The sequence below is a fragment of the Micromonospora sp. WMMA1976 genome (assembly GCF_027497335.1).
GTDB lineage: Bacteria > Actinomycetota > Actinomycetes > Mycobacteriales > Micromonosporaceae > Micromonospora > Micromonospora aurantiaca.
In genome coordinates, this window is the sequence record NZ_CP114912.1 from 2,117,545 (window position 1) to 2,138,715 (window position 21,171).

Annotated in this window: 17 protein-coding genes and 1 tRNA gene; 13 read left to right on the plus strand and 5 right to left on the minus strand. The window is 70.2% G+C overall.

Annotation, left to right across the window (positions count from 1 at the left end):
* Positions 1-154 precede the first annotated feature (154 nt).
* Together O7546_RS09965 and O7546_RS09970 are read left to right on the plus strand one after the other, a co-directional pair.
* Positions 155-1,885: a CTP synthase gene (locus O7546_RS09965; RefSeq protein WP_194799859.1), complete on the plus strand. Its 1,731-nt coding sequence runs from the start codon at positions 155-157 to the stop codon at positions 1,883-1,885.
* 13 nt (positions 1,886-1,898) lie between these two features.
* On the plus strand, positions 1,899-2,504 hold the full coding sequence (locus O7546_RS09970) for an NUDIX hydrolase (RefSeq protein ID WP_281600758.1): 606 nt from the start codon (positions 1,899-1,901) through the stop codon (positions 2,502-2,504).
* Positions 2,505-2,571: 67 nt separating this feature from the next.
* Here O7546_RS09970 and O7546_RS09975 read toward each other — a convergent pair whose 3' ends face one another.
* Complete coding sequence (locus tag O7546_RS09975) at positions 2,572-2,886, minus strand: TM2 domain-containing protein (protein ID WP_269698075.1); 315 nt, start codon at positions 2,884-2,886, stop codon at positions 2,572-2,574.
* Positions 2,887-3,111: 225 nt separating this feature from the next.
* Between O7546_RS09975 and ald the strand changes: the two genes are divergently transcribed.
* The 9 genes from ald (at position 3,112) to O7546_RS10020 (ending at position 11,680) form a co-directional block, all read left to right on the plus strand.
* Complete coding sequence (ald, locus tag O7546_RS09980) at positions 3,112-4,227, plus strand: alanine dehydrogenase (RefSeq protein ID WP_194799862.1); 1,116 nt, start codon at positions 3,112-3,114, stop codon at positions 4,225-4,227.
* Positions 4,228-4,238: 11 nt separating this feature from the next.
* Positions 4,239-5,210: a site-specific tyrosine recombinase XerD gene (locus O7546_RS09985; RefSeq protein WP_269696585.1), complete on the plus strand. Its 972-nt coding sequence runs from the start codon at positions 4,239-4,241 to the stop codon at positions 5,208-5,210.
* A 204-nt stretch (positions 5,211-5,414) separates the two neighbouring features.
* Entirely contained in the window at positions 5,415-6,338 is a 924-nt protein-coding gene (locus tag O7546_RS09990) for an AAA family ATPase (protein ID WP_013285595.1), read from the plus strand.
* Positions 6,339-6,379: 41 nt separating this feature from the next.
* Complete coding sequence (locus O7546_RS09995; protein ID WP_281600759.1) at positions 6,380-7,486, plus strand: ScpA family protein; 1,107 nt, start codon at positions 6,380-6,382, stop codon at positions 7,484-7,486.
* A gap of 4 nt (positions 7,487-7,490) precedes the next feature.
* Positions 7,491-8,444 (plus strand): SMC-Scp complex subunit ScpB, encoded by a 954-nt coding sequence (gene scpB, locus O7546_RS10000; RefSeq protein ID WP_281600760.1) that lies wholly within the window; start codon positions 7,491-7,493, stop codon positions 8,442-8,444.
* Entirely contained in the window at positions 8,431-9,201 is a 771-nt protein-coding gene (locus tag O7546_RS10005) for a pseudouridine synthase (RefSeq protein WP_194799866.1), read from the plus strand. Before scpB ends, O7546_RS10005 begins: the two co-directional genes overlap by 14 nt.
* Before the next feature lie 173 nt (positions 9,202-9,374).
* Positions 9,375-10,055, plus strand: coding sequence for a (d)CMP kinase (gene cmk / locus O7546_RS10010; RefSeq protein WP_194799867.1), 681 nt, complete (start codon positions 9,375-9,377; stop codon positions 10,053-10,055).
* Positions 10,056-10,075: 20 nt separating this feature from the next.
* Positions 10,076-11,458, plus strand: coding sequence for a ribosome biogenesis GTPase Der (der, locus tag O7546_RS10015; protein ID WP_194800118.1), 1,383 nt, complete (start codon positions 10,076-10,078; stop codon positions 11,456-11,458).
* A gap of 148 nt (positions 11,459-11,606) precedes the next feature.
* Positions 11,607-11,680: transfer RNA gene (locus O7546_RS10020), tRNA-Pro, on the plus strand.
* Positions 11,681-11,794: 114 nt separating this feature from the next.
* Here the strand turns inward: O7546_RS10020 and O7546_RS10025 are convergent.
* Both O7546_RS10025 and O7546_RS10030 read right to left on the minus strand, forming a co-directional pair.
* Positions 11,795-12,976: a tyrosine-type recombinase/integrase gene (locus O7546_RS10025; protein ID WP_281600761.1), complete on the minus strand. Its 1,182-nt coding sequence runs from the start codon at positions 12,974-12,976 to the stop codon at positions 11,795-11,797.
* Positions 12,977-13,421: 445 nt separating this feature from the next.
* Positions 13,422-13,673 carry a helix-turn-helix domain-containing protein gene (locus O7546_RS10030; protein WP_281600762.1) on the minus strand — a complete coding sequence of 84 codons (252 nt, stop codon included), beginning with the start codon at positions 13,671-13,673 and terminating at the stop codon, positions 13,422-13,424.
* Positions 13,674-14,070: 397 nt separating this feature from the next.
* Here O7546_RS10030 and O7546_RS10035 point away from each other — a divergent pair, with 397 nt between their 5' ends.
* Complete coding sequence (locus O7546_RS10035; RefSeq protein WP_281600763.1) at positions 14,071-15,012, plus strand: hypothetical protein; 942 nt, start codon at positions 14,071-14,073, stop codon at positions 15,010-15,012.
* Between the two features lie 145 nt (positions 15,013-15,157).
* Here the strand turns inward: O7546_RS10035 and O7546_RS10040 are convergent, their stop codons facing one another.
* Together O7546_RS10040 and O7546_RS10045 are read right to left on the minus strand one after the other, a co-directional pair.
* The gene (locus O7546_RS10040) at positions 15,158-16,627 is read right to left on the minus strand and encodes a sigma 54-interacting transcriptional regulator (protein ID WP_281600764.1); all 1,470 of its coding nucleotides are present in this window, start codon (positions 16,625-16,627) and stop codon (positions 15,158-15,160) included.
* A gap of 89 nt (positions 16,628-16,716) precedes the next feature.
* Complete coding sequence (locus tag O7546_RS10045; RefSeq protein ID WP_281600765.1) at positions 16,717-19,992, minus strand: hypothetical protein; 3,276 nt, start codon at positions 19,990-19,992, stop codon at positions 16,717-16,719.
* Between the two features lie 758 nt (positions 19,993-20,750).
* On the opposite strand from O7546_RS10045, the gene O7546_RS10050 reads away from it, so the two are divergent.
* Entirely contained in the window at positions 20,751-21,167 is a 417-nt protein-coding gene (locus tag O7546_RS10050; protein WP_281600766.1) for a hypothetical protein, read from the plus strand.
* Positions 21,168-21,171: the final 4 nt, after the last annotated feature.

Here is a 21,171-nt window from a genome sequence, read left to right on the forward strand (position 1 = left end):
CCGGGCCGGATCCGGCCTCACGTGCGCCGACAGCGGGTGCGACGCCGGCTCACGGTCCGGATGGTGTTACCGTGGAATCCCGTGGATCGCGTGATCACTCTGCTGATCGGCACGGCGGTTCGCACGACCGCTACGGACGACACGGGAGCAGGCCTTGGCCCCTACAGCACGGACGACCAGGCACATTTTCGTCACCGGGGGCGTCGCCTCCTCGCTGGGTAAGGGCCTCACCGCCTCCAGCCTCGGGAGTCTGCTGACCGCGCGCGGACTGCGCGTGGTGATGCAGAAGCTCGACCCGTACCTGAACGTCGACCCCGGGACGATGAACCCGTTCCAGCACGGCGAGGTCTTCGTCACCGAGGACGGTGCCGAGACCGACCTCGACGTCGGGCACTACGAGCGGTTCCTCGACCGGGACCTCTCCGGCAAGGCGAACGTCACCACCGGCCAGATCTACTCGGCGGTGATCGCCAAGGAGCGGCGGGGGGAATACCTCGGCGACACGGTGCAGGTCATCCCGCACATCACCAACGAGATCAAGGCCCGCATCCGCGGCATGGCCGACCCGGACGCCGACGGCCAGGTACCCGACGTGGTGATCACCGAGGTCGGCGGCACCGTCGGCGACATCGAGTCGCTGCCGTTCCTGGAGTCGATCCGGCAGATCCGCCACGACCTGGGCCGGGACAACTGCTTCTACCTGCACGTGTCGCTGGTGCCGTACCTGGCGCCGTCGGGCGAGCTGAAGACCAAGCCGACCCAGCACTCGGTGGCGCAGCTGCGCAGCATCGGCATCCAGCCCGACGCGCTGGTCCTGCGCTGCGACCGGGAGATCCCGGACAAGGTCAAGGAGAAGCTGTCGCTGTACTGCGACGTCGACCGGGAGGCGGTCACCGCCGCCCCGGACGCGCCGAGCATCTACGACATCCCGAAGGTGCTGCACCGGGAGGGCCTCGACGCCTACGTGGTGCGCCGGCTCGGCCTGTCGTTCCGCGACGTGGACTGGACCCGCTGGGACGACCTGCTGGAGCGGGTTCACCAGCCCCGGCACACGATCACCGTCGCGCTGGTCGGCAAGTACGTCGACCTGCCCGACGCGTACCTGTCGGTGAGCGAGGCGATCCGGGCGGCCGGGTTCGGCCACCGCGCCCGGGTGCAGCTCAAGTGGGTGCCCAGCGACGACTGCGTGACCCCGGCGGGCGCCGCCGCCGCGCTGTCCGGCGTCGACGGCATCGTGATCCCCGGCGGTTTCGGCGTCCGCGGCATCGAGGGCAAGGTCGGCACCGCCCGGTACGCGCGGGAGAACGGCATCCCGCTGCTGGGCCTCTGCCTCGGCCTGCAGTGCATGACCATCGAGGTGGCCCGCCACCTGGCCAACCTCGACGGGGCGAACTCGCTGGAGTTCGACGAGGAGGCCGTGCACCCGGTCATCGCCACCATGGCCGACCAGGAGGACATCGTCGCCGGGCGCGGCGACCTGGGCGGCACCATGCGGCTCGGGGCGTACCCGGCGAAGCTGGCGGAGGGCTCGATCGTCGCCGAGGCGTACGGCAGCACCGAGGTCAGCGAGCGGCACCGGCACCGGTACGAGGTGAACAACGCCTACCGGGACCAGCTCACCAAGGCCGGGCTGACCATCTCCGGCACCTCGCCGGACGGGCGGCTGGTCGAGTTCGTCGAGCTGGACCGCAACCTGCACCCGTTCTTCGTGGCCACCCAGGCGCACCCGGAGCTCAAGAGCCGTCCCACCCGGCCGCACCCGCTGTTCGCCGCGTTCGTCGGCGCCGCCGTGGCGTACTCGCAGGCCGACCAGCTGCCGGTGGACCTGGACGGCGCGGCGAAGAAGGCCGGCCGCGGCGGTGGCGCGAAGGCGTCCGCGAAGTGAGCGGGGCGGCGGCGTGAGCGGCGTCGAGCACCGGTACGAGGTGACCGGCCGCCGCCAGATCTGGTCCGGCCGGATCTTCTCGGTGGTCAGCGACGACGTCACCATGCCCGGCGGCGGCAGCGCGACCCGCGACTACGTGCGGCACGTCGGCGCGGTCGCCGTGGTGGCGCTCGACGACGCCGGTCAGGTGGTGCTGATCCGCCAGTACCGGCACCCGGTCGGCCGGCACCTGTGGGAGCTGCCCGCCGGGTTGATGGACGTCGGCGGCGAGGACCTGGCCGCCGCCGCGCTGCGGGAGCTGGCCGAGGAGGCGGACCTGACCGCGGGCCGCGTCGACGTGCTCGTCGACCTGCACAGCTCGCCCGGTTTCACCGACGAGGTGGTGCGGGTCTTCCTGGCCCGCGACCTGGCCGACGTGCCGGCCGACCAGCGGCACGACCGGCACGACGAGGAGGCCGACCTCCAGGTGGTCCGCGTGGACCTGGACGAGACGGTGCGGATGGTGCTGGCCGGCGAGATCACCAACGCGTCCTGCGTGGCCGGGCTGCTCGCCGCCGCCCGCGCCCGGGACACCGGCTTCAGCGAGCTGCGCCGCCCGGAGGCGCCGCTGCCGCGCTGATCCGGGACGGACGACGAAGGGGCCGCGCGGTGCGACGCACCGTGCGGCCCCTTCCGTGTGCCTGCGCTCAGTCGCGCAGCGGGCGGCCCTGTCCGTCGACGCCACCGTTGACCAGGATCAGGATGCCGTCGATGGTGCCCCAGAGCGCGCCGAAGCCACAGGTCACGACGCTCACCACGAGCTGGAGGACGCCGGTCTTGGTGTCGCCCATGTAGAACCGCCCGGCGCCGAAGAAGCCGAGCAGGATGCCGAGAATGCCCGCGACGACCTTGCTCTTGTCCGAGACGCCCTGCGGGTACTGCTGATAAGGAGTGGTCATGAGCGGACACAATAGTGATCGGTTCACATCCTGTCGGCCTCGCCACCCAGCCGGTGGGAAGATGTCATCGAACTTTGTCCTCTCGGCGGATGGCGTCTCCACCGGGCAGTCCGAGGCATGCCTGACACACCGTCAGGACCAGCGGGCACCGGATGTCACAGTGTCGCCGTCCGTGGGCTTCCCACGGGCCTAGACTGCCGCCGGCGGGACAGGAGGACCGCGCCGGCAACGGAGCCGGCGCGGCCGCGCAGTCGGGGGTGAGCCGCCCCGGAGGAAGGTGTCTGCATCGTGAAGGTCGGAATCCCCCGCGAGGTCAAGAACCACGAGTACCGGGTGGCGATCACGCCCGCCGGCGTCAACGAGTTCACCCGCCACGGCCACGAGGTCTTCGTGGAGGCAGGCGCCGGAGTCGGCTCCAGCATCACCGACGACGAGTTCGCCGCCGCCGGCGCGAAGATCCTGGCCACCGCCGACGAGGTGTGGGACACCGCCGATCTGGTGCTGAAGGTCAAGGAGCCGATCGCCGAGGAGTACCACCGGATGCGCGAGGGGCAGGTGCTGTTCACCTACCTGCACCTGGCCGCGTCCCGTGAGTGCACCGACGCGCTGGTCGACCGGAAGGTCACCGGCATCGCGTACGAGACGGTCGAGCTGCCCGACCGCTCGCTGCCGCTGCTGGCCCCGATGTCCGAGGTGGCCGGCCGCCTCGCCCCGCAGGTGGGCGCCTTCTACATGATGCGTACCGGCGGTGGGCGGGGCGTGCTGCCCGGCGGCGTCTCCGGCGTGTACGCCGCGAAGACCGTGGTCATCGGCGCGGGCGTGTCCGGCCTGAACGCCGCCGCCATCGCGCTCGGCCTGCAGTCCGAGGTGCTGCTGCTCGACAAGAACGTGGCCCGGCTGCGCTCCGCCGACGCCATCTACCGGGGCCACCTGCAGACCGTCGCCTCCAACGCGTACGAGATCGAGCGGGCCGTGCTCGACGCGGACCTGGTCATCGGCGCGGTGCTGGTGCCCGGCGCGAAGGCCCCGAAGCTCATCTCCAACGAGCTGGTCTCCCGGATGAAGCCGGGCAGCGTGCTCGTCGACATCGCCATCGACCAGGGCGGCTGCTTCGAGGACTCGCGCCCGACCACGCACGCCGACCCGACCTACAAGGTCCACGACTCGATCTTCTACTGCGTGGCGAACATGCCCGGCGCGGTGCCGAACACCAGTACCTACGCGCTGACGAACGTCACCCTGCCGTACGCCCTCGAACTGGCGAACCAGGGCTGGCAGCAGGCGCTGCGCAACGACCCGGCGCTGGCCCTGGGCCTGAACACCCACGCCGGCAGGGTCGTCTACGGCCCGGTCGCCGAGGCGCACGGCATGGACGTGCTGCCGCTGGACGAGGTGCTGAGCTGACCGACGCCGCCGTGCGCGCGGCCGGCGCGGAACCCGCGCCGGCCCTGCGCCGTGCGGTCCGGACCTATCTGGACCACCTCACCGTCGAACGCGGGCTGTCCGCGAACACGCTCGCCTCGTACCGCCGGGACCTGGACCGCTACCTCGCCACCCTGGCCGCCGCCGGGGTGGACGACCTGGCCGCCGCCGGACCCGCGCAGGTCGAGGCCCACCTGGCCCGGCTGCGTGCCGGCGACGACGACCACCCGCCGCTCGCCGTCTCCTCCGCCGCACGCGCGGCCAGCGCGGTACGCGGCCTGCACCGCTTCGCGCTGCGCGAGGGACTGGCCGGCGCCGACCCCAGCCGCGACGTCCGCCCGCCCGCGCCGCCGCGCCGGCTGCCCCGCGCGCTGCCCGTCGACGCGGTCCTGCGGCTGCTGGAGGCCGCCGACCTGCCCGGCGCCACCGGCGACGCCGCCGCCCGCGCGCTGCGCGACCGGGCGCTGCTGGAATTCCTGTACGGCACCGGCGCGCGCATCTCCGAGGCGGTCGGCGCGGCCGTCGACGACCTCGACCTGGACGCCGGCGCCGTGCTGCTGCGCGGCAAGGGCGGCCGGACCCGGCTGGTCCCGGTCGGCGGGTACGCGGCCGACGCGCTGCGCGCCTGGCTGGTCCGGGGCCGCCCGGCGCTGCTCGCCGCCGGGCGCGGCACCCACGCGGTGTTCGTCAACGCGCGTGGCGGCCCGCTCACCCGGCAGGGTGCCTGGGCGGTGCTGCGTACCGCCGCCGCCCGGGCCGGCCTGCCGGTCGACGGTCCCGACGCGGTCTCGCCGCACACGCTGCGCCACTCGTACGCCACCCACCTGCTCGACGGCGGCGCGGACGTACGCGTGGTGCAGGAACTCCTCGGTCACGCGTCGGTGACCACCACCCAGGTCTACACGCTGGTGACTGTGGAGCGGCTGCGCGAGGTGTACGCGACAGCGCATCCGCGCGCCCGCTGAGCGCAGCGGGCTCGCGCGAGCCGCGCCCGCTGCTGACGGGCGGCCGACACGCCGACCCGCTACCGAACGCGCTGCTGGCCGGTGGCGTACAGTCGGCATCGGCGCGGGCCTCCAGGTGCGACGGACCGGGGGTGCGCAGCGGCGCCGCGAGGGACGTCGGACGGCTCCGACGCCGGGTGGTCGTCGGGAGGGGGCAACGAGGACATGGCAGGAAACGGTGACCGTGCCGAGACCTGGACGTCGGAGCTCCGTGAGCAGCAGGCGACGCTCGGTGCCGATCTCGGCCCCGCCGACCCGGCCGCGTACACCATGCGCAAGCCGATCCCCGAACCCATGCCGACCGACCGGCACGGCCCGGCGCGGATCATCGCGATGGCCAACCAGAAGGGTGGCGTCGGCAAGACCACGACGACCATCAACCTGGGCGCGGCCCTGGCCGAGTACGGCCGCAAGGTGCTGCTCGTCGACTTCGACCCGCAGGGCGCCCTCTCCGTCGGGCTGGGCGTCAACCCGCACAACCTGGACCTGTCGGTCTACAACCTGCTGATGCAGGACGACGTCACCGCCGAGGACGTCCTCATCAAGACCGACGTGGCCGGCCTGCACCTGCTGCCCGCGAACATCGACCTCTCTGCCGCCGAGATCCAGCTCGTCAACGAGGTCGCCCGCGAGATGGCACTGGCGCGGGTGCTGCGGACCATCCGCAAGGAGTACGACTTCATCCTGATCGACTGCCAGCCCTCGCTGGGCCTGCTGGCGATCAACGCGCTCACCGTCGCGCACGGCGTGCTCATCCCGCTGGAGTGCGAGTTCTTCAGCCTGCGCGGTGTCGCGCTGCTGCTGGACACCATCGACAAGGTGCGCGAGCGGCTCAACTTCGACCTGGAACTCGAAGGCATCCTCGCCACCATGTACGACAGCCGCACCACCCACTGCCGCCAGGTGCTGCAGCGGGTGGTCGAGGCGTTCGGCGACAAGGTCTACCAGACCGTCATCACCAAGACGGTGAAGTTCCCCGAGTCCACGGTGGCCGGTGCCCCGATCACCACCCTCGACCCGGCCTCCTCCGGCGCGCGCAACTACCGGCAGCTCGCCCGGGAGGTCATCGCCGCCCAGGCGGACCGGTAGGGCGCACGCCGGCCGCCCGCCGCGTCGTCTACGGTTTCCCGGTGACCGCACCGCCCCTCGACCCGCCGCACGGCCCCGGCGACCCCGCCGTCGCCGCGGAGCTGGCCGCCGAGGTCGACGGTGTGGTGCCCGCCGACCCGGGCACCGGCGAACAGGCGAGTGGCTTCACCGTCCGGCTGGACAACTTCACCGGCCCGTTCGACCTGCTGCTCCAGCTGATCAGCAAGCACAAGCTGGACGTCACCGAGGTCGCGCTGCACAAGGTGACCGACGAGTTCATCGCGTACCTGCGCGCCCTGGGCGACCAGTGGGACCTGGACGAGACGAGCGAGTTCCTGCTCGTCGCCGCCACGCTGCTCGACCTGAAGGCGGCCCGGCTGCTGCCCTCGGCCGAGGTCGAGGACGAGGAGGACCTGGCGCTGCTGGAGGCGCGGGACCTGCTGTTCGCCCGGCTCCTGCAGTACAAGGCGTACAAGGAGGCCGCCGCGCACATCGCCGAGCTGGAGGCGGTCGGCGGCCGGCGCTACCCGCGGGCGGTCACCCTCGAACCGCGGTACGCCGAGGCGCTGCCCGACCTGGTGCTCGGCATCGGTCCGGAGCGGCTGCGTACGCTCGCGGTCAGGGCGATGAGCCCGAAGCCGGTGCCCGAGGTCTCGATCGCGCACGTGCACATGGTCCGGGTCAGCGTCCGGGAACACGCCGGCATCATCGCCGACCGGCTGCGCCGCGCCGGGGTCGCCACGTTCTCGCTGCTCTGCGCCGACTGCGAGATGACGCTCGAGGTGGTGGCCCGGTTCCTGGCGCTGCTGGAGCTGTACCGGCAGGGCCTCGTGGCGTTCGTGCAGGAGCAGGCGCTGGAGGAACTGACAGTCCGCTGGACCGGCCCGGCCGGCGGCGAGGCCGAGCTGACAGTCGACGAGTACGCCGGCAGCCCCGAACCCACGACTGCGTCCGTCCCCGCCGCGCCAGCCGACGCCGCTGCTCCGGCCGGCGACTCGGCCGCGGTGGCCGGCGACCCTGCCGCGGTGGCCGGCGATGCCGCCGAATCCGCCGGCGCCGCGGTGCCGAGCGGCGTCGCCGCAGATGCCGCATCCGACGCCGCCATGCCCGCCGAGGCGGCGGGCGAACCCGCACCGACGCAGGAGTGAACGGATGAGCGACGAGGAACGCCGCGACTCCCTGGCCGACCAGGCCGCCGCATGGGTGCCCCCGTGGGAGCGCCCCGCCCCGCCCAAGCCCGCCCCGGACGACTCCGACTCGCCCGCCGAGCACCCGGACCCCGACATCACGGACACCGCGTCGGAGTCCTCCGCAGATCTTGGAAGCGAAGGGCCCCCAGAGGGGCCATTTCCTTCCAAGATCGCCACGATCGGGACGGATCTTGGCACGGGGGCGCCCCTCGGAGGGCGGGACCGTACCAAGATCTCGGGGGAGAGCGGGGCCGGGGACGACGCCGCCATGACCGCGCGGGACGCGGGGCAGCAGGCGGGTGCTGACGGCGTACCCGCTAAGCGGGTACGCCGGCGAGCCGTGCCGGAACCGGTGCCCGCGCCGGTCCTGGACGACGCGGAGCTGCGCGGCGCCCTGGAGGCGATCCTGCTCGTGGTGGACCAGCCGGTCAGCGAGCTGGTGCTGGCCGAGGTCCTCGAACAGGCCCCCGAGCGGGTCGGCGCGATGCTCGACGAGATCGCTGCCGGGTACACCGCGGCCGAGCACGGGTTCGACCTGCGCCGGGCGGCGGGTGGCTGGCGTCTCTACACCCGGCCGGAATACGCGACGTACGTGGAGCGGTTCGTACTGGACGGGCAGTCCGTGCGGCTGACCCAGGCCGCGCTGGAGACCCTCGCCGTGGTCGCCTACCGGCAGCCGGTGACCCGTTCGCGCATCTCGGCCATCCGGGGTGTCAACTGCGACGGGGTGCTCCGTACCCTGGTGGGTCGCGGCCTGGTCGAGGAGTGCGGCACCGAAGCGGACAGCGGGGCCTACCTCTACCGGACCACCACCATGTTCCTGGAGAAGCTGGGGCTGAACTCGGTGGACGACCTGCCGCCGCTCGCCCCGTTCCTTCCCGACGACGTAGAAGAGCTTGCCGATGCGACGCGATGACCGTGCCCCGAAGCCCGACGCCCCCGTGTACGAGGGCGCCGAGCGCCTCCAGAAGGTGCTCGCCGCCGCGGGGGTGGGTTCCCGGCGCGCCTGCGAAGACCTGATCTTCCGGCGCCGGGTCACCGTGAACGGGCGGGTGGCGCAGCTCGGCGACAAGGCCGACCCGACCCGCGACGTGATCGTCGTCGACGGGGAGCGGCTCCAGGCCGACGTCCGCCTGGTCTACGTGGCGATGAACAAGCCGCGTGGAGTGGTCACCACGATGGCCGACGAGAAGGGCCGCACCGAGCTCGCCGACTTCATCGGCGCGCGACTGGAGCAGCGGGTCTACCACGTCGGGCGGCTGGACGCCGACAGCGAGGGCCTGCTCCTGCTCACAAACGACGGCACCCTGGCCCACAAGCTCATGCACCCGTCGTACGAGGTGCTCAAGACCTACCTCGCCGAGGTGGCCGGGCCGATCCCGCGCAACCTGGGCAAGCGGCTGACCGCCGGCATCGAGCTGGAGGACGGGCCGGTGAAGGTCGACGGGTTCAAGCTGGTCGACACGCTCGGTAAATCCGCCCAGGTGGAGCTGACCCTGCACGAGGGGCGCAAGCACATCGTCCGGCGCCTGATGGCCGAGGTGGGACACCCGGTGTCCCGTCTGATCCGTACCTCGATCGGGCCGATCAAGCTCGGCGACCTGCGCACCGGGCGGATGCGGCGGCTCACGAACGCGGAGGTCGCCGCCCTGTTCAAGGCGGTGGGTGACTGACCCGCCGATCCGGGTACCGCTCCCGGTAGGCTTCGACGCGGTCCGCGGCCCGGCACACATGCCGGCCCGGCGGGACGCCCGCGCGGCGCGGGCAGAATTGACGACAGAACCATCCGCTCAACGGCGCCGGACATATCGGGCGACCTGCGAGGTACGGGCTGAGGAGGACAACGGTGGAGGAAAACGTACCGGCCGGGCGATGCGTGGTCGCTGTGGACGGGCCGTCCGGTTCGGGGAAGTCCACCGTGTCGCGGCGACTGGCGACGGGCCTCGGCGCCCGCTACCTCGACACCGGCGCCATGTACCGGGCGCTGACCTGGGCGGTCCTGCGCTCCGGCGTGGAACTCACCGACGCCGAGTCGGTGGCCAAGGTCGCCGCTGAGGCCGACCTCCGCATCGGCACCGACCCCCAGGGGTACGCCGTGACAGTCGACGGCACCGACGTGTCCACCGCCATCCGCGGCGTCGAGGTGACCGGAGCCGTCTCCGCTGTGGCCGCCGTCGCCGCCGTACGCGAGCTGCTGGTGGACCGGCAGCGGCGGGTGATCGCCGACGCGGGCCGCATCGTTGTCGAAGGCCGGGACATCGGCTCGGTGGTCGCGCCGGACGCGGACCTGAAGGTGTACCTGACCGCCTCCGAGGCGGCGCGCGCGAAGCGGCGCAGCGCCGAGGACGCCGCCGACGTCGCAGCGACCGCCGCCGACCTGGCCCGCCGGGACCGGCTCGACTCGACCCGCAAGGTCAACCCGCTGCAGCAGGCCCCCGACGCGGTGGTGCTGGACACCACCGAGCTGGGCATCGACGAGGTCGTGGCCCGCTTGCGCGAGATGCTCACCGAGCGGGGTGTCGCGTGAGCGAGGATTTCGAAGGCTGGGTGGAGTTGCGCGAGCCGGAGGCCGACTCCGGTGAGCCGACCGGCCCGCAGCCCGTGGTGGCAGTGGTCGGCCGTCCCAACGTCGGCAAGTCCACGCTGGTGAACCGCATCATCGGCCGCCGGCAGGCGGTCGTGGAGGACATCCCCGGCGTGACCCGGGACCGGGTGCCCTACGACGCACAGTGGAACGGCCGGGCGTTCACGGTGGTGGACACCGGCGGCTGGGAACCCGACGCCAAGGACCGTGCCGCGGCCATCGCCGCCCAGGCCGAGATCGCGGTGGTCACCGCCGACGTGGTGCTGTTCGTGGTGGACGCCATGGTCGGCTCGACCGACGTGGACGAGGCCGCGGTGAAGATGCTGCGCCGCAGCGCGAAGCCGGTCATCCTGGTCGCGAACAAGGCCGACAACACCACCATCGAGATGGAGGCGACCGCGCTGTGGTCGCTCGGCCTCGGTGAGCCGTTCCCGGTCTCGGCGCTGCACGGTCGCGGCTCCGGCGACCTGCTCGACGCCATCCTGGACGCGCTGCCCGAGGCGCCGAAGATCGTGGAGAACCGGCCGCGCGGTCCGCGCCGGGTGGCACTGGTCGGCCGTCCCAACGTCGGCAAGTCCAGCCTGCTCAACCGCTTCTCCGGCGAGGAGCGGGCGGTGGTCGACTCGGTGGCCGGCACCACTGTCGATCCGGTCGACAGCCTGGTCGAGATCGGCGGCGAGACGTGGCAGCTGGTCGACACCGCCGGCCTGCGCAAACGGGTCGGCAAGGCCAGCGGCACCGAGTACTACGCCAGCCTGCGCACCGCCTCGGCGATCGAGGCGGCCGAGGTCGCCGTGGTGCTGATCGACTCCAGCGAGGTGATCAGCGAGCAGGACCAGCGGATCCTCACCATGGTCGTCGAGTCCGGCCGGGCGCTGGTAATCGCCTTCAACAAGTGGGACCTGGTCGACGGTGACCGCCGCTACTACCTGGACAAGGAGATCGACCGGGAGCTGCGGCGCATCCCCTGGGCGATCCGACTCAACCTGTCCGCGAAGACCGGCCGCGCGGTCGACAAGCTCGCGCCCGCGCTGCGGAAGGCACTGGCGAGCTGGGAGACGCGCATCCCCACCGCGCAGCTCAACCAGTGGCTCACCGCGCTGGTCCAGGCCACCCCGCACCCGGTACGCGGTGGACGCGCGCCACGCATCCTGTTCGCCACCCAGGCCGGGGCGGCGCCGCCGCGGTTCGTGCTGTTCACCACCGGCCCGCTCGACGCGGGGTATCAGCGCTTCGTCGAGCGCAAGCTCCGCGAGGAGTTCGGCTTCGAGGGCAGCCCGATCGAGATCTCGGTACGCCCGCGCAAGAAGCTCGGCCCGGGCGGCCGGGGCAAGGCCCACGGCTGAGGCCCTGCTTGCCGCGTTGTTGTCGCGCCCACCCTCCTAGGATGCTCTAGGGGGTGTGGCGCGCGGCGCGGGAGGGGCCTCTGCGCACGGTGCGAAGATCCTGCGCTAAGCTGTACCGGCCGCCGCGGGGGAGACCTGGCGGGGGCATCGGGACGTGGCGCAGCTTGGTAGCGCACTTGACTGGGGGTCAAGGGGTCGTCGGTTCGAATCCGGCCGTCCCGACAGTAAACAAGCAGGTCAGGGCCTTGATTCACTTCGGTGGGTCGAGGCCTTCTTGCTGTTCTGTCTCACAATTCATCACGTACGCGCGTACTGCTGAAATTCGTGTCACCGGAGTCAGCCGAACAGGCCTGATTCCAGGTGTTCAGCCGCGACCTTGAGGTGGCTGCTGTCCGGGTGGACGTAGACCCGCTTGGCCAGCGTGCCGCCGTCCGCGTGGCCGGCCCAGGCCGCCAGCACGACGTCGGGCACCCCGGCGCCGGCGAGGTAGGTCAGGCAGGCGTGACGGGCGTCGTAGGGCCGCACCTTCCGCACGCCGACCTTCTCCATCAGCTTGTAGACCCGGCGGCGCAGCCAGTCGGTGCGTTGCGGGCGGCCGAGCTCGTCGACCAGGACGTAGCCGCTGTCGACGTATGCCTCGCCCGCCTGCAGGCGTTCCTTCTTCTGCAGGGTCTGGAAGGCCTTCAGCGCCTTCGCGACCGTGGCGGGCATCGGTAGCCCGCGCTTGCCGGCCGCGGACTTGGCCTCCTTCTCTTCGACCTCGCCGTCGACGAGCGTCCGGGTGTTGTCGCCGGCGGCGATCGTGCCAGCCTCGAAGTCGACATCGGACCACCGCAACCCGCACACCTCAGCGGGCCGCAGACCCATGAGCGACAGCAGGCCGGGGGCATACAGGCGCTCGCCGGCGATGCCGGCCAGGAACGCCTTCACCTCGTCCTGGGTCCAGGGCTTGCGCTTCGCCTTTTCCTCGGCGGCGGCCTTCGCCGCTGCCCGGGGGATGGCCACGAACGCCGCCACGTTTCGCACCACCAGCTGACGGCGAACCGCGACGTTCAGCGCGGTCCGGAGCCGGCCGAGAGTCAGGCGGACCGACCGGACGCCCAACCCAGTTCCCGGCTTGCCGCCACGGCGCCGTCCCTCCGTGAGCATCCAGTCGATCAGCGCCTCGATGTCGGCCTCGGTGACGTCTTGGAGCGCCTTGGTGCCGAGGCGGGCGCGGACCGGCAGGAGCGCGTCGCGGTAATTCGCGGTGGTGGCCTTCTCGACATCGCGGGTGGCGGACATCAGCCACTCGTCGAGGAACTCGTCGACCGTGATCTTGCCGGGTTTGACGTACGTGCCACGGTCGGTCTCGTGCTTGATCCGGGCGTACTCCGCCCTGGCTTCCTTCCTGGTGTCGAACGTGTAAGTCCGTTGGTCACGACGTCCGTCGGGCTTACGCCCGACGTCGAGGACGAACCGGTAGCGGGTCTTGCCGTTGCGAAGGGTGACCTTCTTGATCGGGTCCGAGGCGCTCACGTGCGTCCTGTTCCTTCCATGAGGGATGGGCTGCCGCCCTGGTCTCGTGCGTGAAGCTACTGCGCACTTGACTCGATGGTACCGAAAAACGGTACCTATTCGCGGTCGCGATTTGTTCAGGAGTCGGTGGTTGGTGATAGGCGGTGTGGGATGTGGCAACCTCGACTCGTTGCCTAGCCGTTCCGACAGTCCGAGGAGTTGAGGCATGCCGCGACAGCGTCCTGTCGCCGAGAACCTGCCGCCGCTGCCGGCCCGTGAGAGACGGGATCAGCAGGTCAAGATCCGGCTCACACCTTCGGAGCTGGAGAGATTGACGGCGATGAGGCCTGACCTCACGCCGTCCGGGATCGTCGCGCTGCTCGTTGACGACGTGCTCGCCGGGCGGTACCGGCCGCCGTGGGTGGCCGCTGCGCCCGACGAGGCCGGCCGTCAGCGATAGACGTAGTCAGGTGTCCGTCCGGGCTGGAGGGTCCACGCGGCCAGGCTGCTGCCGTTCGATGCCTACGAGGCTAAGCAGGTCCGCCGTACGTACGCGGTAGGTGCTTCCGATCCGAAGCACCGGGCAAGGGAAGGCGCCGGTCTTCGCCAGTTCATAAGCCTTCGTGCGGCCAACGCCGAGAGCGCGAGCGGCGGTCGCGAGATCGACCATCGCGGGTAGCTGGAGTAGCTCGTCCCGGTTGAGAGTGCTGACGGTCATCACCCTGCTCCTTAGGTCGAGGGGGCGGACGCCAAGGCGTCCGGCTGGAGAGGCACGGTCTGACATGCCTCGACACGACCATCCGGTTCGAGCGTTGCTTGTGGCGTTGCCGTCTCCTGCAGCATGACCCGGAACGTTGGTAACGCCGCGGTTTTCGAAGCACCCGCCGCGGCATGCCGCCACCGAACGCCTTGATGGCACCGCAGCCGGCGGGGTCGACGACTGGTCACGCCGGTAGTTATTCCGTGGTCCGTGCGGCCCATCTAGCGGCAGAATCGCCGTGGGCGACGGAGCCTATCGGGGCGTGCCCGTGGCGGGGCGGACGAGGTTGTGGTCCATCCTGCTGAGGCGTGCGTCCTGGACGTCGGCAGGTCTGATACATGAGAGACAATGGCTCATGCCATCCCTCCTGCCGCCACAGGACCAAGACCTTCCGCTGTTTGTCTACGGCTCGCTGAAGCCCGGAGAGCTGGCCTTCGGTCTGATTAAGCCGTTTGTCGACTACGGCCGACTGGTTGAGGCTACCGCTGCCGGTGTGATCAGGCTGCGTGATGGACTGCCGTTGCTCGATTCCTTGGCTGCCGGACGCGTCCGAGGCTTTCTTCTCTTCTTCCGTGCGGGCAAGGCGGATGAGGCCTGGAGTCTAGTGACTGACTTTGAGCCAGGTACCCAGTACAGCTGGGAGACAACCGAGGCCGTGACTGACGACGGCCGTCGCGTCGCGGCCAACGTTCTCGCCGGCACGAAGCTGCAACGCGGAGTCTCCGGAGATCCTTTACTGGAATGGTCAGCCCGTCATGATCCAGTGCTTGGTGAGGGACTGGCCGAGGTTCGGCGGCTCGTGTGGGAGTCCGCGCCGAATGGCGTGCAGGCGCAACCGGACGGCCCTGACTTCTGGCGTCAGTTCTTCCGCCTTCAGGCATCCTACCTCTTACTGTGGAGCGTCGTGGAGCGATATACGGCGCTGCGCTACGGGCCAGCGCGAGATCCCTGGCCCCGGGTTTGCCTACTGGACGAGGACCTCGCGTTTCAAGCTGCGCTCGAGACCGTGACCGCCAAGCCCGATAGCGTCGTGGACAGCAGAAAACCCACCGAGAAGTTCGCGTTGAAGGCGGACTTCACTGGTGGTGCACGCTACTACTACCAAATCCGTTCGAACCTGTCTCATCGGGGGAAGAGTGCGTTTCGGGATGCACGCCTGGTGCTGAAGGCCGTTGTCGAACTGCATGACGCAATGCTGGTCTTGCTGGCCCAGCATGTTCTGACCCCCGCAAATTCTGATCTGGGTGAGGTTCGGTTGCGGCACCTGCTGCCTCCTGGCGTGACGGAGCGCCGGTGACCGGCAGGCCGCCGAGTGCCGCCAGCTCGGTTGCGCATAGGCGCGGTCAGCTACGATCAGAGGGCGGTCCGCCTGGCCCCTGACCTGAACGCGGGCGGCGCGCCCCCGGACCCGTCGTCCGTGATCGTCCGAGAGTGGCCCTGACTCAGCCGGCCGCAGGGAACAGGGGCTGCCACGAGTCGCTGGCATACCAGAGCAGCGGAAGGCTGTTGTTGGGCACGGTGTCGTGGAAGACAACCAGGGCGCCCAGGTTCCCATAGCCCAGGCGAAACCTTCTTCCGACTCGCAGCGGGCCGTCGCCCGCAGTGCAGAAGGCCGACAGCAGGTTTCGGTGATGCGGGTCGGTGATGATCTCACTTGTCTCGGTGAAGCAGCGGTCGCGGTCACCGAGCAGCTGGTACGCGCCAACCTCTACCCGGTCCCGGAACGCCGAAAGATCGGCGACGACATGCTGCAGCGCGGCCTCGAACGCCACAACGACGAGAATCCTCACCTTCGCATACGGGAACCGCCGGAGAAGCCGCTTTAGGGGTGCGTCGTCCCCTTTCGTGCAGGCGCGCAAGGATCTGCCTGAGCCGACGAAGTCATCGGTAACGACGAACCACTCCGGCGGGTTGCCATCGAAGTCCGGCCACTCATCTTCCGCATCTTGCAGATTGATCTCGGCGAGGCGGCGCCAGTTGCCCTGGTTCTTGAGGGCGTGCGCCATGCGCGGGCCGCTGGCACCAAGCTGCTGCCACCGGCAGAACGACACCCCACCGTAAGCGGGAATCCCGGAGGTGTCGATGAGGTGGCCAAGCGCTCGGTAAAACTGGTCGGTCCCGACGAAGTACCGTTTCGCGACCGACCGGAAGAGCCCCAGCGCGACGGGTCGGAGGACACCCGGGAACTGATCCAGCCAGAGTCGCAAATCCTCCTCGGAGAGCTCGCGTCCGCGGTAGAGCACGTTGGCCAGCAGCCACCGCGTCTCCTGCGGCAGCACCTCGAGGACCGCGGTCGTGCCAACCGGCCGCGTTACGTCGAACGCGCAGGCTGCCGCGAGCACGCGGCGCAGCAGATGCAGGTGGTCGCACGCGCCGGCCACCGAGCGCAGCACCGCGGGTAGATCGCTGTCGCCGGTGAGAGTGGATCGTCCCACCATTGACGCCAGCATGCTGGCCGCGATTGTTACGACGCAGGACGGCTCGGACGGAACCGGGACGTCAACGCGTCGCCCGAACGCCGTCCAGAGCCAGTGGTCCATCGGAATTGGGGAATCGGCGGCTATGCGCCGGGAACCGACGATGATGATGTCCTCCGCGACTCGCCAGCTAGTCCCGAGGGTGTCGGTGTACCGTCGTTCCGAAATGGCCGTCCGTAACCGCTGCGCGAAGTCAACCGGGAGATCCTGCAGGCCGGACAGAAACAGGACATGCGCCCTCTCCTGCCCGAGCAGCCCGGGCGCGGCGCCGTCGATGCTCGCCCGCCGTGCGTCGGCCAGTGTGCCGAAAAGCATCGAGGACAGGGAATCAACGGAATCGCCGGCCGGAACCTCCGTGAAGTCCACACCCATGCCGTCCGCGAGGCACCGGGCCAGGGTCCGTTTCCCCGACCCGGACGGTCCGGTGAGCAGCACGGCCGGGAACCGACTCGAAACAACTACTGCGTTCTGGAGCAGCTCCAGCAAGTCGCGTTGGGAGTCACTCAGGGTTTCCTGCCTCATCGCTACGGGGTCTTCGGCAACCGGCGGGCTGCCGTGGACGGTTCGACGAAGCGGGGCGGCACGGCGAGGGGTCCGTTCGACTCGAACCGGATGGCGCAGGTGACGATCTGACCCCGGTCCGGCGATGGCGAGAAATGGCGCGGCCGGAACGGCACGGTCTGGTGCAGGTCGAGCAGGTAGCCCTGCGCCCGCCACTCGGTGATCCGGTGGTCCACCCGCATCTGAGTCAGCCGGGGCTGTTCCGGGTCGGCCGATTCCCGCCAGATGTCGTACATGCGAATGGCGGGGACGTCCTCGCTGCGGAACCGCGCGCGGAGCTGCCGGAAACGCTCGGCCCCTTCTCGATAGTCGCCAGTCTGGTAGCAGAGCACTGCGTAGCGGAAGAGATCCAGCGGGCGGGCCGTATCAGAGAGCTCGGCGTCCAACCGCCGGTATAGCCCCTTCAGCAGGCCGAAGTTGCGGCGCTGAATCGGCTGGCGCTCGAGCAGGGAGATCCGCAATCTCACCGAGCGGGTTCCCAGCGCCACCCCGGCGCGCTCCGCCTCGTCGAGGATGGCGAGGGCGTCGTTGACACCCTTAGCTTCCTTGTTGCTCAGCAGGCAGAGCCTGGCCTTGCAGTAGTAACCGAGCTCGGGGTCGGCCGAGTTGATCAGCTTGCCAATATACGCCTCGCCGAGCTCTTCACTGAGCCGGGAGAGCGCCTCGGCACGGTACATCGCGACCTGCTGGACCCAGACTGGGTCGGGAGCCAAGTAGTTCTCGGCCACGTCATCGGCCTCGTCGAGCAGTTCTAGCGCCTGCGTCACGTCGGACGCCTTGACCATTTGCTCCTCGGCGCCGGCCGCCTTCGCATGGTCGAGCAGGCGGCGGCTGAAGGCGAGAAGCGCTTCCATGTTTACGCCCCCGGAGAGCTCGATCGCCCTCTGGAAGGCGGTGCAGGCGCTGGTCCAAGACTCCGCCCCGTCAGCCACGAGGTCCGCCTGCTGCAGAGCCAGGGAGTAGCGGTAGTACGCCGTGCCGAGGGTGGTGTAGAGGTGACTGGGGTGCTCGTCGCGCCCGGAGCGGCGCGGCAGGTCGGCGGCTCTTTCCAGCTTTTCCACGGCACTCGCAAAGCGCTTGAGCCGCTGGTCGATATCGAGGCGCGGCGTGCGTTGGTCGACCGACCGGTACAACGATCGCGCCCAGTGGTGCAGGATGGCCTTGCTCTGGTCGCGGACTGCGGGCGGAATAAGCTCGAAGGTCTGCAGCCGCCAGTTCCAGTCAGGGTCGCGCTCTTCGAACTTGGGCGCCAGCACGTCCTTCGCGAGCGACTCGGCAACCCAGATGTCCGCGCTGCTGCCGGGCGACAGCGCACTGAGGACGGGAACGAGCTGGTGCATCCGCGCGGCTGCCGAGCGCGCGTCGGCATGGTGCTCGAGATAGGCGTGTGCGAGCGCAGGATGGAGGAACCGGACGACGTCCTCGTCGAGGCCCTTGACCGGCCCACCCCAAGTCACGATGCCATCGAGCTGCCGGATGGCCGCGGAGAGATTCGATGGGTAGGTGCCGCCAACGGCGGGCCGAATGACGGTCCAGATCGGGCTCGGTAGGCGGAACGAGGACATCGCGGCCACGTAGGTCACGATGTCGTGCACCGAGGCGTCTTCGATCGCCTCGCTCCGCTGCGTGATCCATCGGCCCAAGAAGCTCTGCGCCTGCTCGGCCTCGGGCAGCGCCATGCCCTCGATAAGGAAGAACCGCAGCGCGACCCAGAATAGCGACGCCGTCCGGCCGCCGTCGCCCAGCCGCCATCGGGTCGCTTGGTCGTACCGCTGCCATTGGTACATGGACGGGACGGCGATCGGGAGCGCAAACCGCTCCACCATCTGTGAAAGGGTGAGGCGGCACCGCTCGACTTCCTCCGCGGCCAGCCCGGCGCTTAGCACCGGGAGCACAGCGGCCCGCCGCGTCCTGCGCTCGATGTCGGCCTCCGCCTCGGCGGCTACGGCGTGCAGCACGACGGCCGATCGGCCTTGTCGGGCGAGAGAGCCGGCGATGCCCCGCGCCGCTATGCCTCGCTGGTTATGCTCGACGTCGATGACGATGAGCAGCGGCGGAACCTGCTCGAGGCCGAGGGCGAGCGCCCTCTCCGAGAGAGTAGTGGCGAAGGCCGACAACTCCTCGTGGTCGATGGCGATCTGTTCGGGACGCAGGACGAGAGTGGGGAAGCCTTCCCGGGCCGCCGCGTACGCCGCAGCCCGCAGCAGCGTAGTCGCCCCGGCCCCGGGCTCGGCCGGAAGCCGCATGACGTACGTCGACGCAGGCCCCGGACTGGCCTGCACTTGCCGAAGTATCGCGAGGACGTCCTCCTCCAGCGGCTTGTCCTGTGTCCGGTAGTCGCGCTCGACCGGGAGGCCGACGCTATACGCCGACCAGTCCTCCAGGTTGCCGTTGAGGAAGGCGAGCAGGTTCTCCATCGTGAACGTCGTCGCCGGGGCGATGTGTTGCTCGGTGAGGAGCGAGAACCGGGCGAGGATCCGGTCGACCTCACGGATACTCAGGTTTACGGTGCGGTTTCCAGTGCGCACGGTGTGCCGCGGAACGTCGGAGGCGTGCGGGGCGCCGGCCTCGGCCATGGCCGCGAGGAGGTCGTTCTCCGTGCCGCGCCAAACGTGCACGATAATCGACGGATTCGCCGGCAGGCGGGGCTCCGGCGCCTCCGGTGGCCAGACGAGAAGAACTTCCAGGTCGATGATCGGGCAGTCCTCGAGGACTTCGGATAGCCGCTCTAGATCGTTGTCCTCCCGGCCTCCGAGGACGATTAGGATGCGTTCCCGGTACTGGCGCAGCCGCTCGGCGAGCGCCCACGCGGTCCGCTCCCGCGCACGCCCGCGTACGGCGCCGTAGCGGGAGGCGGCGGCCGCGTCCGGGTCGAGCACGCCGGGCAGGACGCAGACTGGCAGGAACTCGCGGGAGGATAGCTGCGCCGAGGCGTCTTCGTCGGCCGCGAGCAGAACGATCTGCCGGACGTCTCGTTCGGCCTTGTGCGCTGCGGCCTTGAGTGCCGGCAGAAGCGGGCTCGCGGCACCCTCTAGCCACACCGCCTCCCAGTAGTACGAGGCGGCGAGCAGATCGAGCGGTTCCGGCTGGAGGCGGTACCGCACGGCCGCCGTAGCCGAGGCGACGTCATAATCGTGCGGTTTCTCGCCCGGCCGGAGGTCGTGGGCCTGGCACGCCCACAGGAGAGCGCGCCGGTCGCGAACGCGCATCGCGACGGAGGTGGGCAGGGAGTCGGGCACTCTGCTCGTCACACGCCTTTGTCGGTCGGGCGGTCGATTAGAGGACACCCTAGCCCACTCGCCCGTCTGATTGGTGTGTCGCGAGATCGAGTTCCTGCACCTGGAACGCATCGCCGCTGGACGATCCCATACCGGCGCCCGATGGAGCGGCTCGCTGGTGCAGGTCGGCCAAGTCCTCCTTCCCGTCCCTCCTAACCGGGCTCGCCTGAGTATGCGTGCCATCGCGGCAATGAGATCGGAGAGCAAGATATGGCCATTGCTTATCGATCTGCGACCGGGCGCGGTCGCAGATCGGCAATGGAGGCGAGTCGCCGCCCGCGGTGCCGGCCCCATATGGGCGTTCGGGTTGAGTGCGGCCAGGTGGGTACGGACGAGCGGGAACAGTCTCAGGCCCACGCCCAGGCGTGGCGTGACGGACGGCGCTGGCAGCGCGGAGGCCGCAGGGTTATACCTGCTACCGCGCCGCTTCCGCTCCTCGCCGCTGCGCGGCTGCGGTGCGGGTCGGCTTGCTCTCGAATGACTAATGCAGCGCCCGCCGGGCGCCGCTACGACGCCAGCAGGTCGGGCAGGCACCCAACTTGGCCTTCCCAGACCTGGGTGGCAGACGGAGCCCGAGCTGGTCTCTACCGGAGGGTCATTGGTGGGTAGGCGGACGGACCACACTCAGGCATACGTGGCCGAGACCTCGTACGCCGACAAGGCGCTGGTAGCCGCGGACGCTCACTTGCCGGCAGCGCCGGGGGCACACAGTGGTTGCGATGGACAACGATCAGCCCGCCCCACCCCGGAAGGCCCGGCACCGTGCCCATCAGCGGCCGGGCCGGCCGCACGCGATGCTGCTCCGGCTGTCCGATGAGGAGAAGGCCGCGATCGACGCGGCGGCCGCAGCCGCGAGCCTGACCTCCACGGGATACGCGGCCAAGGCAGCCGTTGCCGCCGCGACCGCCAGCCAAGCTCCCAGCGACGCGAAGGGCGGGCTACGCGACCTGCAGCACGAGCTATTCGCCGCTCGTCGCGCCGTGGTGATGTTCGGCAACAACGTCAATCAGGCCGCTACGGCATTCAACGCCACCGGCCAGCTCCCGGACTGGACCATCGACGCCGTTCGACTCTGCGCCGCAGCGGTGGCTCGGCTTGACGAGGTGATCTCCTTGGTCCACCGGAGACTACGGTGATTAC

What these genes read in the sequence shown, in the direction of transcription:
- O7546_RS10005 (WP_194799866.1), top strand. Translation starts at nt 8,431, where the DNA reads ATGCGACGCGATGACCGTGCCCCGAAGCCCGACGCCCCCGTGTACGAG.
- O7546_RS10030 (WP_281600762.1), bottom strand. Translation starts at nt 13,673, where the DNA reads ATGACCGTCAGCACTCTCAACCGGGACGAGCTACTCCAGCTACCCGCG.
- O7546_RS09990 (WP_013285595.1), top strand. Translation starts at nt 5,415, where the DNA reads ATGGCAGGAAACGGTGACCGTGCCGAGACCTGGACGTCGGAGCTCCGT.
- scpB (WP_281600760.1), top strand. Translation starts at nt 7,491, where the DNA reads ATGAGCGACGAGGAACGCCGCGACTCCCTGGCCGACCAGGCCGCCGCA.
- O7546_RS10035 (WP_281600763.1), top strand. Translation starts at nt 14,071, where the DNA reads ATGCCATCCCTCCTGCCGCCACAGGACCAAGACCTTCCGCTGTTTGTC.
- O7546_RS10050 (WP_281600766.1), top strand. Translation starts at nt 20,751, where the DNA reads ATGGACAACGATCAGCCCGCCCCACCCCGGAAGGCCCGGCACCGTGCC.